This window comes from Morganella morganii (assembly GCF_019242955.1).
Classification (GTDB): domain Bacteria; phylum Pseudomonadota; class Gammaproteobacteria; order Enterobacterales; family Enterobacteriaceae; genus Morganella; species Morganella sibonii.
This window is the reverse complement of the sequence record NZ_CP066129.1, coordinates 334,849-352,693: the sequence shown is the minus strand read 5'-3', so window position 1 is coordinate 352,693 and position 17,845 is coordinate 334,849. Positions and strand designations below refer to the sequence as shown.

At 52.2% G+C, this 17,845-nt stretch carries 8 protein-coding genes, 3 tRNA genes and 3 rRNA genes; 4 read left to right on the top strand and 10 right to left on the bottom strand.

Translation table 11 applies throughout. The annotated features are described in order from the left end of the window. Nucleotides 1–117: 117 nt before the first annotated feature. Nucleotides 118–3,798 carry a methionine synthase gene (metH, locus tag JC793_RS01565; RefSeq protein WP_218427266.1) on the bottom strand — a complete coding sequence of 1,227 codons (3,681 nt, stop codon included), beginning with the start codon at nt 3,796–3,798 and terminating at the stop codon, nt 118–120. Between the two features lie 321 nt (nt 3,799–4,119). Here metH and edd point away from each other — a divergent pair, with 321 nt between their 5' ends. Further along, nucleotides 4,120–5,979, top strand: a complete 1,860-nt coding sequence (gene edd, locus JC793_RS01560) for a phosphogluconate dehydratase (protein WP_166706889.1) — start codon at nt 4,120–4,122, stop codon at nt 5,977–5,979. Then, the gene (locus tag JC793_RS01555; protein WP_052927737.1) at nt 5,972–6,613 is read left to right on the top strand and encodes a bifunctional 4-hydroxy-2-oxoglutarate aldolase/2-dehydro-3-deoxy-phosphogluconate aldolase; all 642 of its coding nucleotides are present in this window, start codon (nt 5,972–5,974) and stop codon (nt 6,611–6,613) included. The genes edd and JC793_RS01555 overlap by 8 nt, the downstream gene beginning before the upstream one ends. A 53-nt stretch (nt 6,614–6,666) precedes the next feature. On the opposite strand, the gene metA is transcribed toward JC793_RS01555, so the two are convergent. The 7 genes from metA to JC793_RS01520 form a co-directional block, all read right to left on the bottom strand. Then, a complete protein-coding gene (gene metA, locus JC793_RS01550) occupies nt 6,667–7,596 on the bottom strand; it encodes a homoserine O-acetyltransferase MetA (protein ID WP_046892718.1) in 930 nt (309 codons plus the stop codon). Nucleotides 7,597–7,743: 147 nt separating this feature from the next. Further along, nucleotides 7,744–7,820: transfer RNA gene (locus JC793_RS01545), tRNA-Asp, on the bottom strand. 50 nt (nt 7,821–7,870) lie between these two features. Beyond that, nucleotides 7,871–7,986: ribosomal RNA gene (rrf, locus tag JC793_RS01540) — 5S ribosomal RNA — on the bottom strand. Between the two features lie 108 nt (nt 7,987–8,094). Continuing rightward, nucleotides 8,095–10,999: ribosomal RNA gene (locus JC793_RS01535) — 23S ribosomal RNA — on the bottom strand. 315 nt (nt 11,000–11,314) lie between these two features. After that, nucleotides 11,315–11,390 (bottom strand) — tRNA-Ala (locus JC793_RS01530). Nucleotides 11,391–11,514: 124 nt separating this feature from the next. Then, a tRNA-Ile gene (locus JC793_RS01525) sits at nt 11,515–11,591 on the bottom strand. Between the two features lie 66 nt (nt 11,592–11,657). After that, nucleotides 11,658–13,201, bottom strand: a 16S ribosomal RNA gene (locus JC793_RS01520). Together the 16S, 23S and 5S rRNA genes with 3 tRNA genes alongside form the textbook arrangement of a ribosomal RNA operon. Nucleotides 13,202–13,796: 595 nt before the next feature. On the opposite strand from JC793_RS01520, the gene purH reads away from it, so the two are divergent. After that, nucleotides 13,797–15,386 (top strand): bifunctional phosphoribosylaminoimidazolecarboxamide formyltransferase/IMP cyclohydrolase, encoded by a 1,590-nt coding sequence (gene purH / locus JC793_RS01515; RefSeq protein WP_218427264.1) that lies wholly within the window; start codon nt 13,797–13,799, stop codon nt 15,384–15,386. Between the two features lie 16 nt (nt 15,387–15,402). Further along, a complete protein-coding gene (gene purD / locus JC793_RS01510) occupies nt 15,403–16,686 on the top strand; it encodes a phosphoribosylamine--glycine ligase (protein ID WP_218427262.1) in 1,284 nt (427 codons plus the stop codon). Nucleotides 16,687–16,711: 25 nt separating this feature from the next. On the opposite strand, the gene JC793_RS01505 is transcribed toward purD, so the two are convergent. Both JC793_RS01505 and hupA read right to left on the bottom strand, forming a co-directional pair. Then, nucleotides 16,712–17,371: a DUF1481 domain-containing protein gene (locus JC793_RS01505; protein ID WP_309297279.1), complete on the bottom strand. Its 660-nt coding sequence runs from the start codon at nt 17,369–17,371 to the stop codon at nt 16,712–16,714. A 44-nt stretch (nt 17,372–17,415) separates the two neighbouring features. Then, the gene (gene hupA / locus JC793_RS01500) at nt 17,416–17,688 is read right to left on the bottom strand and encodes a nucleoid-associated protein HU-alpha (protein ID WP_046895341.1); all 273 of its coding nucleotides are present in this window, start codon (nt 17,686–17,688) and stop codon (nt 17,416–17,418) included. Nucleotides 17,689–17,845 lie beyond the last annotated feature (157 nt).

The window sequence follows — 17,845 nt, the reverse complement described above, 5'->3', positions numbered from 1 at the left end:
TACGATTCTCCTTCTGTTCTGATAATGGCGTACAGTGATACTGCGTGATTCACTATACGCAGAACAGATACCGGCAGTTAACGCAAACCGGAACAGGAGACTGATACCCGATAATACTCAGTCTTCCGGGTCATACCCCAGATTGGGTGCCAGCCAGCGCTCAAGCTCTTTCACCGGCATGCCTTTACGGGTGGCATAATCCTCAATCTGATCTTTCTGAATCTGAGCCACCGCAAAATAGCGGCTCTGAGGATGACTGAAATACCAGCCGGAGACCGATGCCCCCGGCCACATGGCATACGATTCTGTCAGACGCATACCGGTATGGCTTTCCACATCCAGCAATTCCCAGATTTTGCTTTTCTCCGTATGTTCCGGACAGGCAGGATAACCCGGCGCCGGGCGGATACCCTGATAGTTTTCCCTGATCAGCAAATCATTATCCAGGTCTTCATCCGGACTGTAGCCCCAGACTGTTTTGCGCACCTGTTCATGCAGATACTCCGCAAAGCCTTCCGCCAGCCGGTCAGAAAGTGCTTTTACCATGATTTTATTGTAATCATCATGTTTCGCCTCAAACTGTGCAGCCAGAGTATCCTCCTCAAGCCCGCCGGTGACCGCAAATGCCCCGAGGTAATCAGGAATACCCGGCGGGGCGACAAAATCCGCCAGACAGGCATTCGGGAAATTATCTTTCTTCTGTGTCTGCTGACGCAGGTGATGACTGTATAACAGGATTTCTTCACGGGATTCATCACGGTAAACCGCAATATCATCACCGATCCGGTTAGCCGGGAAGATACCGGCCACACCGCGCGGTGTCAGCGTGCCGGTTTTATCCAGTTCGTCCAGCATCGCATTTGCATCCTTAAACAGGCGGCGGGCCTCTTCACCGACAACATCATCTTCCAGAATGCGCGGGTATTTACCGGCCAGAGACCAGGTCATAAAGAAAGGTGTCCAGTCAATATAACGGCGCAATACCGAAATCGGTGCGCTGACTGTTTTCACCCCGGTAAACGCCGGGCGCGGCGGTGTGTAGTTATCCCAATCAGGTGTGAAGGCGTTTGCCCGCGCCTGTGCGAGTGTTACCGGGGCTGAACGCGGCTGACGGCGGGCAAACTGGTCGCGGACAACCTCATATTCTTTACGGGTCCGGGCGACAAATTCATCCCGCTGCTTATCCGACAGTAATGCCGCCACGACTCCGACCGTCCGCGATGCATTTTGTACATACGTCACCGGCCCGCTGTAGTTCGGTTCAATTTTCACTGCCGTATGTGCTTTTGATGTGGTGGCACCGCCGATCAGCAGCGGCAGAGAAAATCCCTGCCGTTCCATCTCTTTGGCCACATGCACCATTTCATCCAGCGATGGCGTGATAAGCCCGGACAGCCCGATAATATCCACTTTTTCCTCAATCGCTGTCCGCAGGATAGTTTCACAGGGTACCATCACCCCGAGGTCGATAATTTCATAGTTATTACATTGCAGCACCACACCGACAATATTCTTGCCGATATCATGCACATCGCCTTTTACTGTCGCCAGCAGAACTTTCCCGGCACTGGTACCGCTGGCTTTCGCAGCCTGAATATAGGGCTCCAGATACGCCACTGCCTGTTTCATTACCCGTGCGGATTTCACCACCTGCGGCAGAAACATTTTACCCTCGCTGAACAAATCACCGACCACATTCATACCATTCATCAGCGGGCCTTCGATCACTTCAATCGGGATATCCGCGCGCAAACGTGCCGCTTCGGTATCTTCAATAATAAATTCAGTGATCCCTTTTACCAGCGCATATTCCAGACGTTTTTCAACATCCCAGCCCCGCCATTCCGCGAGCTGCTGCTGATCATTTTCCCCTTTGCTGCCGCGATATTCTTCCGCCAGTGCCAGCAGCCGGTCTGTGGCATCCTCACGCCGGTTCAGAATGACATCCTCCACCGCATCACGCAGTACCGACGGCAAGTCATCATAAATAGCGAGCTGCCCGGCATTCACAATCCCCATATCCATACCGTTACGGATGGCGTAATAGAGGAAAACCGCGTGAATGGCTTCACGTACCGGGTCATTTCCCCGGAACGAGAAAGAGACGTTGGATACCCCGCCGGAGATCAGCGCATGCGGGAGTGTCGCCTTAATGTCCTTACAGGCTTCAATAAAATCAACCGCATAGTTGTTATGTTCCGCAATCCCGGTTGCCACCGCAAAAATATTCGGGTCAAAAATAATATCTTCCGGCGGGAAACCCACCTGTTCGGTCAGGATGCGGTAAGCCCGCTGACAGATTTCTGTCTTGCGCTGCCGGGTATCCGCCTGACCGGTTTCATCGAAGGCCATCACAATCACGGCAGCACCGTAACGCAGCACTTTTTTGGCATGATCGATAAAGGCTTCTTCTCCCTCTTTCAGGGAAATCGAGTTCACAATACCTTTACCCTGGATACATTTCAGCCCGGCCTCGATCACCTCCCATTTTGAAGAGTCGATCATAATGGGTACACGGGCGATATCCGGCTCGCCGGAGATCATATTCAGGAAGCGCACCATGGCGGCCTGTGAATCCAGCATGCCCTCATCCATATTGATATCAATGATCTGTGCGCCGTTTTCCACCTGGTTACGGGCGATATCCAGTGCTTCCTGGTAATTACCCTCTTTAATCAGCCGCTTAAACCGGGCTGAGCCGGTGATATTGGTTCTCTCCCCCACGTTGACGAACAGGGAGTTTTCGTCGATGGTCAGCGGCTCCAGCCCCGCCAGACGGCAGGCGACCGGGCGTTCAGGAATGACACGCGGCGGAATATCCGCCACGGCCTGAGCTATCGCGCGGATATGATCCGGCGTGGTACCGCAGCAGCCGCCGACAATATTCAGCAGACCGGATTGTGCCCATTCGCGGATATAATCCGCCATATTAGCCGCATCCAGATCATAACCGCCGAACGCATTCGGCAGACCGGCATTCGGATGGGTGCTGACACAGCAATCTGCCACACGGGACAGCTCCGCCACATACTGACGCAATTCGGCAGGCCCGAGGGCGCAGTTCAGCCCGAAAGAGATCGGGCGGATGTGGCGCATGGAGTTATAAAAGGCTTCGGTCGTCTGGCCGGTCAGTGTCCGACCGGAAGCATCCGTGATGGTGCCGGAGAGCATGACCGGTAATTTAACGCCCAGCGCCTCAAATTCAGTTTCGACGGCATAAATCGCCGCCTTGGCATTCAGCGTATCGAAAATAGTTTCGATCATAATGATATCCGCACCACCACGGATCAATGCCCGCACTGAGCTGCGGTAAGCCTCAACCAGTGCATCATAAGAGACATTGCGGTAAGCAGGATCATTCACATCAGGGGAAATCGATGCTGTCCGGTTGGTCGGCCCCAGAATTCCGGCCACATAGCGGGGTTTTTCCGGTGTTTTGCGTGTCCACTCATCAGCACACTCACGCGCCAGTTTTGCGGCGGCTTCATTTATTTCATCAGACAGTGATTCCATCTGATAATCCGCCATGGAAATGACCGTGGAGTTAAAGCTGTTGGTTTCAATAATATCCGCACCGGCTTCCAGATAGGCATGATGAATTTCACGGATAATCGCCGGCTGAGTAATGGATAACAGGTCGTTATTTCCCTTCAGATCGACCGGCCAGTCAGCGAAACGCTCACCGCGATATTCCTTTTCATTCAGTGCATAGCGCTGGATCATTGTTCCCATTGCACCATCAAGAATCAGAATCCGTTGATTAAGCGCTTCTTTTAATACACTGATTTTATTATCCATTTATCTGACTCCGCTCTGCAATGCCTGTTTGAATAGCCGTCTGAACGTCTATACTACCACAACTTTCCCTGAGTGCATTAAAGCGCAACCTGAGCGTTTTTCATGTTGATGTGATCCGCACTGGTACTCAACCCTCTTTTTCTGATTATTCGATCCCCGCCGAAAGCTTTCTCGTTTCAGCTAAATTTGAGGTGGATCATATTCAGGAAAGAGAATTGCTCATAAAAGTTGCAATCCGTGACTGATCTATGCCAATGTTACCGGTAACAAAATAAGACTTTGATACTGCCACAGGCCGATTATCAGCACGGAGCTATGACTATGACACATTCTGCGTACCCGCCGGTTCATCCGCGACTTTCAGACATTACCGCCCGCATTGCTGCGCGTTCCCGTGTATCCCGCGCCCGGTATCTTGAAAAAATCAGCGCCGCACGCAGTAAAACCGTTCATCGCGCTCAGCTCGCCTGCGGTAACCTGGCTCACGGTTTTGCCGCCTGCCAGCCGGATGAGAAACAGCAGCTGCGTAATATGGCGCATAACGATATTGCGATTATTACGGCTTACAATGATATGTTGTCGGCTCATAAGCCTTATGAATACTATCCTGAACAGATTAAAGCGGCGCTGCACAGCGCGGGGGCTATCGGTCAGGTTGCCGGAGGCGTTCCGGCCATGTGTGACGGCGTGACCCAGGGGCAGGATGGTATGGAATTATCTCTGCTGAGCCGCGATGTTATTGCAATGTCAGCCGCGGTCGGGCTTTCCCACAATATGTTTGATGGTGCGCTCTACCTCGGGATCTGCGACAAAATCGTTCCCGGGATGATGATGGCTGCACTCTCTTTCGGACACCTGCCATCAATCTTTATTCCGGCGGGACCAATGACCAGCGGCCTGCCAAATAAAGAAAAAGTACATGTCCGTCAGTTATTTGCTGAAGGGAAAGTTGATCGCCGTGCATTGCTGGATGCAGAGGCAGCGTCTTATCATGCTGCCGGAACCTGTACCTTTTACGGCACCGCGAATTCCAACCAGATGGTGATGGAAATCATGGGTCTGCATTTGCCGGGAGCGTCTTTTGTCCATCCTGATACACCACTGCGTACTGCCCTGACAGATGCCGCAGCCCGCCAGGTGGTCCGCTTTACCGAAAACAGCGGCAATTATCTGCCGGTCGGGCAACTGGTGGATGAGAAAGTCATTGTGAACGGCATTGTCGGTTTGCTGGCTACCGGCGGTTCGACTAACCTCACCATGCATCTTATCGCCATGGCCGCTGCCGCAGGTATCATCATCAACTGGGATGATTTTTCTGAGCTGTCCGATATTATTCCGCTGCTCAGCCGCATCTATCCGAACGGACCCGCAGATATCAACCAGTTCCATGCCGCCGGCGGGTTACAGCTGATTATCCGTGAACTGCTCAGCCTGGGACTGCTGCATGAAGATGTGCATACGGTCGCCGGTTTCGGTTTATCGCGCTATACACAGGAGCCGTGGCTGGATAACGGTGAACTGAAATGGCGGGAGGGGGCACTCAGCTCTCTTGATGACAGCGTGATTGCATCCGGAAGTACACCGTTCTCCTCTCACGGCGGCACCAAAGTGCTGACCGGAAATCTCGGGCGTGCGGTGATGAAGACGTCGGCAGTACCTGCGGAGAACCAGATTATTGAGGCACCGGCTATCGTGTTCAACAGTCAGCATGATATCGTGCCCGCCTTTGAGGCCGGAAAACTGAACAAAGATTGTATTGTGGTGGTGCGTTTTCAGGGGCCGCAGGCTAACGGCATGCCGGAACTTCACAAACTGATGCCGCCGCTGGGTGTGCTGATGGATAAAGGCTACCGCGTGGCACTGGTCACCGACGGTCGTTTATCCGGTGCATCCGGCAAGGTGCCTTCCGCTATCCACGTTACTCCGGAGGCATACACCGGCGGGCTGCTGACCAAAGTCCGTGACGGCGATATGATCCGGGTGAACGGACAGACCGGTGAGCTGACACTGCTTGTTGATGAGGCCGTTCTGACGGAACGTCAGAGTATCATCCCTGACCTCAGTGCAGAGCGGGACGGCTCCGGTCGTGAACTATTCAGTGCGTTACGCACGCAACTCTCAGGTGCGGAAGAAGGTGCCTGCTGTATTCGTTTTTATAAAGGTGAGAATGGCGATGAATGATCAGAAATTAGATGCGCAATCCGTTTTAAATGCAGGGCCGGTTGTGCCTGTCATTGTTATCCGTGAACTGCATCAGGCAGTCCCGCTGGCCCGTGCACTGGTCGCGGGCGGAATCCGTGTGCTGGAAGTCACATTGCGCACTGAGTGTGCCATTGAGGCAATCCGCGCCATTGCAGAAGAAGTACCGGAGGCGATTGTCGGTGCCGGTACCGTGATTAATCCGGAACAACTGAAAGCCGTGACTGACGCCGGTGCACAGTTTGCTATCAGTCCGGGTCTGACAGAATCACTGTTACAGGCAGCCGATCAGGGCTCTGTCCCGCTGATCCCCGGGATCGCCACTGTTTCTGAACTGATGGCTGGTATGGCTCACGGGCTGACAAACTTTAAATTCTTCCCGGCAGAAGCAAATGGTGGTGTGAAAGCTCTGAAAGCCATCTCCGGTCCTTTCCCGGATATCCGTTTCTGCCCGACCGGCGGGATCTCCCTGAATAACTACCGGGATTATCTTGCTCTCAGCAGTGTTTCCTGTGTCGGCGGTTCATGGCTGGTGCCGGAGGATGCACTCCGTGACGGTGACTATGATCGTATTACCACACTGGCAGCACAGGCTGTTGCCGGTGCCGCAGCATAAAGACATCATGCATTAAGTCTGCCTTTTGCCACCGTCCGCGGTGGCTTTTTTTATCAGTCCGCCGTCGGGTTCATGATGCTCAGATCAAACGGTGTTATCTGATAAACACAATAATTCAGCCAGTTAGCATAAAGCAGATGACCGTGTCCGCGCCAGCTGGATACCGGCGTTTTCGACGGATCGTTATCCGGAAAATAATTCACCGGGACAGCAGGATCTAATCCGGCATCCGAATCACGCTGATATTCTCCTGCCAGCGTATCCGCGTCATACTCAGCATGTCCGGTCACATAGACCTGACGCTTATCTTTACTGGCAAACAGATAGGCTCCGGCTTCTTCAGAAGCAGCCAGGATCTCAAGATCGGTATTTTCACGGATCATGGCTTCAGGGAATGCCGCGTAGCGTGAGTGCGGAGCGGAAAACTGTCCGTCAAAACCGCGGGTCAGTAAAGCATGCGGCATCAGTGTCGTGTGGGTATACACGCCGGAGATTTTTTCCGGCAGCGTTTGTTTGGGGATATTGTAAAGCGTGTTCAGTCCTGCCTGCACCGCCCAGCAGACAAACAGTGTTGATGTGACGTGCGTCTGCGACCAGCGGATAATTTCATCCAGTTCCGGCCAGTAATCCACGTCCTGAAATTCAACCAGACCGAGTGGTGCACCGGTAATCACCAGACCATCAAAATTCTGCTCTTTTATCTTATCAAAATCACAATAGAAGGCGTCCAGGTGCGCCCTTGGTGTGTTTTTTGACTCATGATGGCTGATACGCAGTAACTGAATATCAACCTGAAGCGGTGTATTAGAGAGCAAACGCAGAAATTGCAGTTCTGTTTCAATCTTTTTGGGCATCAGATTTAAAAACAGGACCTTCAGCGGCCGTATATCCTGAAATTGTGCCCGTGATGATGTCATCACAAAGATATTTTCATCACGCAGATCGGTAACAGCAGGAAGTTCATCAGGGATACGGATTGGCATAGCAGCGGGCTCTCCTTGTTATTTTAGACATCCGGACATCTAAAAATAACGAAAAAGAGCGAAGCAGTCGAGGGAAAAACAGCAAGGTGAATTTATTTCATACAAAAAACAAAACCCCGATAGTTTCCTATCGGGGTTAATGTTTGTTGGCGGAACGGACGGGACTCGAACCCGCGACCCCCTGCGTGACAGGCAGGTATTCTAACCAACTGAACTACCGCTCCGCGTATCTCTGTGTGACTGACGCAGTTCTCTGCATCCTCACTTAATAATAACCTGGCGGTTCCCTACTCTCACATGGGGAGACCCCACACTACCATCGGCGCTACGGCGTTTCACTTCTGAGTTCGGCATGGGGTCAGGTGGGACCACCGCGCTACGGCCGCCAGGCAAATTCGTTTAATCCAAAACAAGCTTTTCATAATGAATGACTCTGTCGTCTCTTCACTATGCTGAAAAATCTCTTCGTCTCTCAACTCAAAACACCTTCGGTGTTGTCAGGTTAAGCCTCTCGGTTCATTAGTACTGGTTAGCTCAATACATCGCTGCACTTACACACCCAGCCTATCAACGTCTTAGTCTCAAACGTTCCTTCAGGACCCTTAAAGGGTCAGGGAAGACTCATCTCGAGGCAAGTTTCCCGCTTAGATGCTTTCAGCGGTTATCTCTTCCGCACTTAGCTACCGGGCAATGCAATTGGCATCACAACCCGTACACCAGTGGTGCGTTCACTCCGGTCCTCTCGTACTAGGAGCAACCCCTCTCAATCTTCCAGCGCCCACGGCAGATAGGGACCGAACTGTCTCACGACGTTCTAAACCCAGCTCGCGTACCACTTTAAATGGCGAACAGCCATACCCTTGGGACCTACTTCAGCCCCAGGATGTGATGAGCCGACATCGAGGTGCCAAACACCGCCGTCGATATGAACTCTTGGGCGGTATCAGCCTGTTATCCCCGGAGTACCTTTTATCCGTTGAGCGATGGCCCTTCCATTCAGAACCACCGGATCACTAAGACCTACTTTCGTACCTGCTCGAGCCGTCACTCTCGCAGTCAAGCTGGCTTATGCCTTTGCACTAACCGCATGATGTCCGACCATGCTTAGCCAACCTTCGTGCTCCTCCGTTACTCTTTGGGAGGAGACCGCCCCAGTCAAACTACCCACCAGACACGGTCCCCGACCCGGATTACGGGTCTGGGTTAGAACATCAAACGTTAAAGGGTGGTATTTCAAGGTCGGCTCCGTGCAGACTGGCGTCCACACTTCGTTGCCTCCCACCTATCCTACACATCAAGGCTCAATGTTCAGTGTCAAGCTATAGTAAAGGTTCACGGGGTCTTTCCGTCTTGCCGCGGGTACACTGCATCTTCACAGCGAGTTCAATTTCACTGAGTCTCGGTGGAGACAGCCTGGCCATCATTACGCCATTCGTGCAGGTCGGAACTTACCCGACAAGGAATTTCGCTACCTTAGGACCGTTATAGTTACGGCCGCCGTTTACCGGGGCTTCGATCAGAAGCTTCGCTTGCGCTAACCTCATCAATTAACCTTCCGGCACCGGGCAGGCGTCACACCGTATACGTCCACTTTCGTGTTTGCACAGTGCTGTGTTTTTAATAAACAGTTGCAGCCAGCTGGTATCTGCGGCTGGCTTCAGCTCCGTCCGCGAGGGACTTCACCTGAGTGCCAGCGTGCCTTCTCCCGAAGTTACGGCACCATTTTGCCTGGTTCCTTCACCCGAGTTCTCTCAAGCGCCTGAGTGTTCTCTACCTGACCACCTGTGTCGGGTTCGGGTACGATTAATGGTAACCTGGAGCTTAGAGGCTTTTCCCGGAAGCAGAGCATCAATCACTTCACCACCGTAGTGGCTCGTCGTCACGCCTCAGTGTTAACAACCGACCGGATTTGCCTGGTCAGTCCACCTGCACGCTTAAACCGGGACAACCGTCGCCCGGATGATTTAGCTTTCTCCGTCCCCCCTTCGCAGTTACCACCAGTACGGGAATATTAACCCGTTGCCCATCGACTACGCTTTTCAGCCTCGCCTTAGGGGTCGACTCACCCTGCCCCGATTAACGTTGGACAGGAACCCTTGGTCTTCCGGCGTGCGGGTTTTTCACCCGCATTATCGTTACTTATGTCAGCATTCGCACTTCTGATACCTCCAGCATGCCTCACAGCACACCTTCACAGGCTTACAGAACGCTCCCCTACCCGACAATATTTACATATCGCTGCCGCGGCTTCGGTGCATAATTTAGCCCCGTTACATCTTCCGCGCAGGCCGACTCGACCAGTGAGCTATTACGCTTTCTTTAAATGATGGCTGCTTCTAAGCCAACATCCTGGCTGTCTGAGCCTTCCCACTTCGTTTCCCACTTAATTATGACTTTGGGACCTTAGCCGGCGGTCTGGGTTGTTTCCCTCTTCACGACGAACGTTAGCACCCGCCGTGTGTCTCCCGTGATAACATTCTCCGGTATTCGCAGTTTGCATCGGGTTGGTAAGTCGGGATGACCCCCCTAGCCGAAACAGTGCTCTACCCCGGAGATGAATTCACGAGGCGCTACCTAAATAGCTTTTCGGGGAGAACCAGCTATCTCCCGGTTTGATTGGCCTTTCACCCCCAGCCACAAGTCATCCGCTAATTTTTCAACATTAGTCGGTTCGGTCCTCCAGTTAGTGTTACCCAACCTTCAACCTGCCCATGGCTAGATCACCGGGTTTCGGGTCTATACCCTGCAACTAAGACGCCCAGTTAAGACTCGGTTTCCCTGCGGCTCCCCTATTCGGTTAACCTTGCTACAGAATATAAGTCGCTGACCCATTATACAAAAGGTACGCAGTCACACCATAAAGGTGCTCCCACTGCTTGTACGTACACGGTTTCAGGTTCTTTTTCACTCCCCTCGCGGGTTCTTTTCGCCTTTCCCTCACGGTACTGGTTCACTATCGGTCAGTCAGGAGTATTTAGCCTTGGAGGATGGTCCCCCCATATTCAGACAGGATAACACGTGTCCCGCCTTACTCATCGGACTCACAACACCAGTGCTTTCAGATACAGGGCTATCACCTGCTGTGGCCAGCCTTTCCAGACTGTTCTCTTAACACTGATGCTGATTAAGGTCCTGGGCTGCTCCCCGTTCGCTCGCCGCTACTGGGGGAATCTCGTTTGATTTCTTTTCCTCGGGGTACTTAGATGTTTCAGTTCTCCCGGTTCGCTTCATTACCCTATGTATTCAGGTAATGATAGTGTGACGGATCACACTGGGTTTCCCCATTCGGAAATCGCCGGTTATAACGGTTCATATCACCTTACCGGCGCTTATCGCAGATTAGCACGTCCTTCATCGCCTCTGACTGCCTAGGCATCCACCGTGTACGCTTATTCGCTTAACCTCACAACCCGAAGGTGTCTTATATGAACCGACGGACTGCGCTTTGCGATTTCTTTGTCGGGCGGTGCTCGTGATGCTCACATACCTGAGTATGCTGCGCTCACTGTGCTCCGGCCTTCGCGAAATCACTTCGCTCGCCGCGTCTTACACTGAAGAACACGTTCAAAGTTGTTCGGCTGAGAGACTCATCAATATTACCTCGGTGATAATATTGATTGTTTCAATTTTTCAGCTTGTTCCGGATTGTTAAAGAGCATAATAATTCACAGCATACCGTTTCCGGTAAACTCTGAATTATTTTTCAGATATCAGATAATGGTGGAGCTAAGCGGGATCGAACCGCTGACCTCCTGCGTGCAAGGCAGGCGCTCTCCCAGCTGAGCTATAGCCCCATTATTTGGTTTTTCCGGGTCACCTTCACCTTCCTCAAAAGGTGCTTTTTACTGAGACAAGGCGTGGGTTCGCGAAGTTTACTGACGTAAACGAGCGGAGCCGCAACGCAGTATCAGTGAAAAGTGGTAGGCCTGAGTGGACTTGAACCACCGACCTCACCCTTATCAGGGGTGCGCTCTAACCACCTGAGCTACAAGCCTATTCCCGGTATCTGCTTCTTTCTATCAGACAATCTGTGTGAACACTCACATTCCAAATCAACTAGGTAAGGAGGTGATCCAACCGCAGGTTCCCCTACGGTTACCTTGTTACGACTTCACCCCAGTCATGAATCACAAAGTGGTAAGCGCCCTCCCGAAGGTTAAGCTACCTACTTCTTTTGCAACCCACTCCCATGGTGTGACGGGCGGTGTGTACAAGGCCCGGGAACGTATTCACCGTAGCATTCTGATCTACGATTACTAGCGATTCCGACTTCATGGAGTCGAGTTGCAGACTCCAATCCGGACTACGACGTACTTTATGAGTTCCGCTTGCCTTCGCAGGGTCGCTTCCCTTTGTATACGCCATTGTAGCACGTGTGTAGCCCTACTCGTAAGGGCCATGATGACTTGACGTCATCCCCACCTTCCTCCGGTTTATCACCGGCAGTCTCCTTTGAGTTCCCGACATTACTCGCTGGCAACAAAGGATAAGGGTTGCGCTCGTTGCGGGACTTAACCCAACATTTCACAACACGAGCTGACGACAGCCATGCAGCACCTGTCTCAGAGTTCCCGAAGGCACCAAAGCATCTCTGCTAAGTTCTCTGGATGTCAAGAGTAGGTAAGGTTCTTCGCGTTGCATCGAATTAAACCACATGCTCCACCGCTTGTGCGGGCCCCCGTCAATTCATTTGAGTTTTAACCTTGCGGCCGTACTCCCCAGGCGGTCGACTTAACGCGTTAGCTCCGGAAGCCACGCCTCAAGGGCACAGCCTCCAAGTCGACATCGTTTACAGCGTGGACTACCAGGGTATCTAATCCTGTTTGCTCCCCACGCTTTCGCACCTGAGCGTCAGTCTTTGTCCAGGGGGCCGCCTTCGCCACCGGTATTCCTCCACATCTCTACGCATTTCACCGCTACACATGGAATTCTACCCCCCTCTACAAGACTCTAGCTGACCAGTATCAGATGCAATTCCCGGGTTAAGCCCGGGGATTTCACATCTGACTCAATCAACCGCCTGCGTGCGCTTTACGCCCAGTAATTCCGATTAACGCTTGCACCCTCCGTATTACCGCGGCTGCTGGCACGGAGTTAGCCGGTGCTTCTTCTGTCGGTAACGTCAATTGTTAAGGTTATTAACCTTAACACCTTTCCTCCCGACTGAAAGTACTTTACAACCCGAAGGCCTTCTTCATACACGCGGCATGGCTGCATCAGGCTTGCGCCCATTGTGCAATATTCCCCACTGCTGCCTCCCGTAGGAGTCTGGGCCGTGTCTCAGTCCCAGTGTGGCTGATCATCCTCTCAGACCAGCTAGGGATCGTCGCCTAGGTGAGCCGTTACCTCACCTACAAGCTAATCCCATATGGGTTCATCTGATGGTGCGAGGCCCGAAGGTCCCCCGCTTTGGTCCGGAGACATTATGCGGTATTAGCTACCGTTTCCAGTAGTTATCCCCCTCCATCAGGCAGATCCCCATACATTACTCACCCGTCCGCCGCTCGTCAGCAGAGAAGCAAGCTTCTCCCTGTTACCGCCCGACTTGCATGTGTTAGGCCTGCCGCCAGCGTTCAATCTGAGCCATGATCAAACTCTTCAATTAAAAGTGTTTGATGCTCAAAGAATTAAACTGTTTACTGCTGCTTATTTCTAAGCTGCTGTATTGGTCACTCTTCAAGACTTCTCAAAAATAATATTTTTTGTGATATGTCCTGCGAGTGCCCACACAGATTGTCTGATAAATTGTTAAAGAGCAGTTGCAACATTCGCTGCCGTTGCCGGTCTTCTGCGTTGTTGCGAGGCTGCGTATATTACGTTTTCAGCCCCTTCGAGTCAAGCAATAATTTCTTATCCGCCGTTCTCTTTTTTCCTGCCGGACCGCGTGTTACCGCGTTGTTCCGTGTCAGTGGAGGTGCATTATAGGGAGTCGCTTTCAGAAGACAAGTGTTAATTTTCTATTTTCTGACTGTTTGCTGCATTCCCCAGCAAAACCCCTGTTTATACCGGGTTACACACAAAGTTATCCACAGACAGTAAAAAATCACAAAATTCACAAGCATCACGCAAACGTTTGCGTTACAATCTGCTGCATTCGTGTACCGTTGCTTTTTACTCCGGGTTTTGAAATCTTATGAGATACACCGATTTCACCTGCAACCTATTGTCATCTATTCGTTGAATTCAAGGGATCCAAACTCATGCAACAGCTTCGCCCAATCCGTCGCGCCCTGCTCAGTGTCTCTGACAAAACCGGCATCACTGAATTTGCTCAGGCACTTTCCGCCCGTGGTGTTGAATTGTTATCAACCGGCGGTACTGCCCGCCTGCTGGCTGACGCCGGTTTGCCGGTGACTGAAGTCTCCGATTACACCGGCTTTCCGGAAATGATGGACGGACGCGTCAAAACCCTGCATCCGAAAGTACACGGCGGAATACTCGGCCGCCGCGGCACGGATGATGAGATTATGGCGAAGCATCAGATCTCTGCTATCGACATGGTGGTTGTGAATCTCTATCCGTTTGCGGAAACGGTGGCAAAACCCGGCTGCACATTGGAAGATGCAGTTGAAAATATTGATATCGGCGGCCCGACCATGGTGCGCTCCGCCGCGAAGAACCATAAAGATGTGGCGATTGTGGTAAAAAGCAGTGACTACAGCAATATCATTGCCGAGATGGATGCCGGGCAAAACAGCCTGAGTTTCGATACCCGTTTTGATCTCGCGATCAAAGCCTTTGAGCATACCGCAGCCTATGACAGCATGATCGCCAACTATTTCGGTCAGAAGGTAAAACCGTACTTCGGCGATACCACTCAGCCTTCCGGTCAGTTCCCGCGTACCCTGAATCTCAACTTTATTAAAAAGCAGGATATGCGTTACGGCGAAAACAGCCATCAGAATGCAGCTTTCTATATAGAAGAGAATATTCAGGAAGCGTCTATCAGTACTGCCGTACAGTTACAGGGTAAAGCCCTCTCTTATAATAATATCGCTGATACTGATGCCGCACTTGAATGTGTGAAACAGTTTGATAAGCCGGCCTGTGTGATCGTCAAGCACGCCAACCCGTGTGGTGTAGCTGTTGCTGATACCTTACTGACCGCTTATGACAACGCCTTTAAAACTGACCCGACCTCCGCATTCGGCGGTATTATTGCTTTTAACCGCGAACTGGATGCCAAAACAGCAGCAGAAATTACCGGACGTCAGTTTGTGGAAGTGATTATTGCCCCGTCCGTCGCGGCAGACGCCCTGCCGGTACTCGCCGCCAAACAGAATGTCCGCGTGCTGACCTGCGGTCAGTGGCAGCATCCGGTTGCAACCCTTGATTTCAAACGGGTGAATGGCGGCCTGCTGGTGCAGGATCGTGATCTCGGGATGGTCAGCGATGACGATCTGAAAGTGGTCAGCAAACGTCAGCCGACAGAGAAAGAACTGAAAGATGCGCTGTTCTGCTGGAAAGTGGCGAAGTTCGTTAAATCCAATGCCATTGTTTACGCTAAGAATAATATGACCATCGGCGTGGGTGCCGGGCAGATGAGCCGGGTTTACTCCGCGAAGATTGCCGGGATCAAAGCCGGTGACGAAGGACTGGAAGTGGCGGGATGCGCCATGGCATCCGATGCGTTCTTCCCGTTCCGCGATGGTATTGATGCGGCAGCCGCTGTCGGCATTACCTGTGTGATCCAGCCGGGCGGTTCTATCCGTGATGATGAAGTCATTGCCGCAGCGGATGAACACAATATCGCGATGATTTTCACCGGCATGCGCCATTTCCGTCATTAATACCCGGAGCTGACTTATGAATATCCTGATTATCGGTAATGGCGGACGCGAGCACGCGCTGGCCTGGAAAGCCGCCCAATCCCCGCTGGCAAAAACTGTCTATGTCGCGCCCGGTAACGCCGGTACCGCACAAGAACCGAATCTGACCAATGTGGATATCAGTGCGACAGATATTGACGGCCTGGTCGCCTTTGCCCGCGCCAATAATATCGGCCTGACCATTGTCGGCCCGGAAGCCCCGCTGGTGCTGGGTGTGGTTGATGCATTCAAGGCTGCGGGTCTGACAATCTTCGGCCCGTCAAAAGGTGCCGCACAACTGGAAGGTTCCAAAGCATTTACCAAAGATTTTCTGGCGCGTCACCACATCCCGACGGCAGACTATCAGAACTTTACTGAGATTGAACCGGCACTGGCTTATCTGGACAAAACCGGTGCGCCGGTGGTGATCAAAGCTGACGGCCTGGCGGCCGGTAAAGGCGTGATCGTCGCCATGACCCTGAAAGAAGCACAGGACGCGGTACATGACATGCTGGCCGGCAATGCCTTCGGGGATGCCGGGCACCGTATTGTGATTGAAGAGTTCCTGACCGGCGAGGAAGCCAGTTTTATCGTCATGGTGGACGGTAAAAATGTGGTACCGATGGCAACCAGCCAGGATCACAAACGGGTCGGTGACAATGATACCGGGCCGAACACCGGCGGCATGGGCGCTTACTCCCCGGCACCGGTGGTGACCGATGACGTTCATCAGCGTGTGATGGAGAAAGTGATTTACCCGACGGTTGAAGGCATGGCGGCAGAAGGTCATACCTATCAGGGCTTTTTATATGCAGGGCTGATGATTGATGAACAGGGCGAGCCGAAAGTTATCGAATTCAACTGCCGCTTTGGTGATCCGGAAACCCAGCCGATCATGATGCGGTTGCAGTCAGATTTGGTTGAGCTCTGTCTGGCCGGTGCGCAAGGGAAACTGGCCGGTAAAACTTCACAGTGGGACCCGCGTCCGGCACTCGGTGTGGTCATGGCAGCCGGTGGTTACCCGGGTGATTACCGTAAAGGTGATGTTATTGAAGGTCTGGATATTCAGGAAGCAAACTGCAAAGTCTTCCAGGCCGGGACAGCACTGAAAAATGGCGCCGTAGTGACTGATGGCGGCCGGGTATTGTGTGTGACGGCATTGGGTGAGGATATTGCTCAGGCACAGAAACAGGCTTATGCCGCGCTGCAACACATTCACTGGAATGATGCGTTTTGCCGCAGTGATATCGGTTACCGGGCGATTGCCCGCCTGAATAAGTAAACAGCGTTAATAACCTGCGGGAGATTTACAGTGAATCTTCCGTAGGTTCCCATTTACAGAAGTTATCATTTGCCGCCAGCAGAATTTCCCGTCCTTCCGGTGAATCCAGCCATGCAATATAGATAGGTGATGCGCTGCTGCGCTGGCGCTTCGCCAGAAACTGTTCTGTTTTCGCATCAAATTCAATATACGATTTGTTACCCTGACAATCCGTGACATAGCTGTCACGCCACTGTCCCTGCTTCAGACGGATATCACCAATCACCAGCGCGCTGTTCAGCGTCAGTTGTCTGCCTGCCACAAAGGTCATCCGCGTGATTTCATCTGCTGTCAGCGGAGATTTATGGCCGTCTTTTTCACGCTGCATAAAGATAGCATTGCCTTCGTGATCCAGCCGTAACTGTTCGGAAAAGCCGTTATCGCCCAGATATTCTGAACGGATCTGCCAGAGCTGACCTCTGCGGTATTCATAAACGGTGACGACGGTTTGTTGTCCGCTGTGATAGGGACTGAAGACACTCATCAGGACACGGGGCTGATTATCAGCGTTGAGACGCCACATTCTGACAGCGCCGTCATCCGCGATATAGCCGGATGCGCTGAAGGGAGGAAGATCAGGCTGAACAGAGCAGGCGCTGAGCAATGAGCCAAAGCCCAGTGCAAGCAGCCCCTGTCTGATCAACAAAAGGGGACGAAATCCCCCTCTATCAATCTGTTTTTGCAACGCAATTATTTTACTGCGTCTTTCAGTGCTTTACCGGCAGTGAAAGCAGGCACGTTTGCTGCTGCAATTTTGATTTCTTTACCGGTCTGCGGGTTACGGCCAGTACGCTCTGCACGATGGTTAACTTTAAAAGTACCGAAGCCAACTAATTGTACAGCATCGCCTTCTTTCAGAGAGTCAGTGATGGCAGCCAGAGTTGATTCCAGCGCTGCTTTAGCTTGTGCTTTAGACAGCTCTGCTTTTTCTGCGATAGCATCAATCAATTGAGTCTTATTCATAAAATATCCTTACAGTGTGTTTATCGTTTGCAAAGCATCGAGTGCGTCGGATGTGCCATTTGACAGCCCTGATACACGCGCCCCGATAGCCACTTCTTTTCGCCCCCCCACTGTAGACCAGAGACGGGGCAATTGTGAAGCCTTTAACACCGGCATT

Excerpts from the sequence above, each read along its gene's own strand:
- JC793_RS01555 (WP_052927737.1), top strand. The coding sequence starts at position 5,972 with ATGAATGATCAGAAATTAGATGCGCAATCCGTTTTAAATGCAGGGCCG.
- purD (WP_218427262.1), top strand. The coding sequence starts at position 15,403 with ATGAATATCCTGATTATCGGTAATGGCGGACGCGAGCACGCGCTGGCC.
- metA (WP_046892718.1), bottom strand. The coding sequence starts at position 7,596 with ATGCCAATCCGTATCCCTGATGAACTTCCTGCTGTTACCGATCTGCGT.
- metH (WP_218427266.1), bottom strand. The coding sequence starts at position 3,798 with ATGGATAATAAAATCAGTGTATTAAAAGAAGCGCTTAATCAACGGATT.
- purH (WP_218427264.1), top strand. The coding sequence starts at position 13,797 with ATGCAACAGCTTCGCCCAATCCGTCGCGCCCTGCTCAGTGTCTCTGAC.
- hupA (WP_046895341.1), bottom strand. The coding sequence starts at position 17,688 with ATGAATAAGACTCAATTGATTGATGCTATCGCAGAAAAAGCAGAGCTG.
- edd (WP_166706889.1), top strand. The coding sequence starts at position 4,120 with ATGACACATTCTGCGTACCCGCCGGTTCATCCGCGACTTTCAGACATT.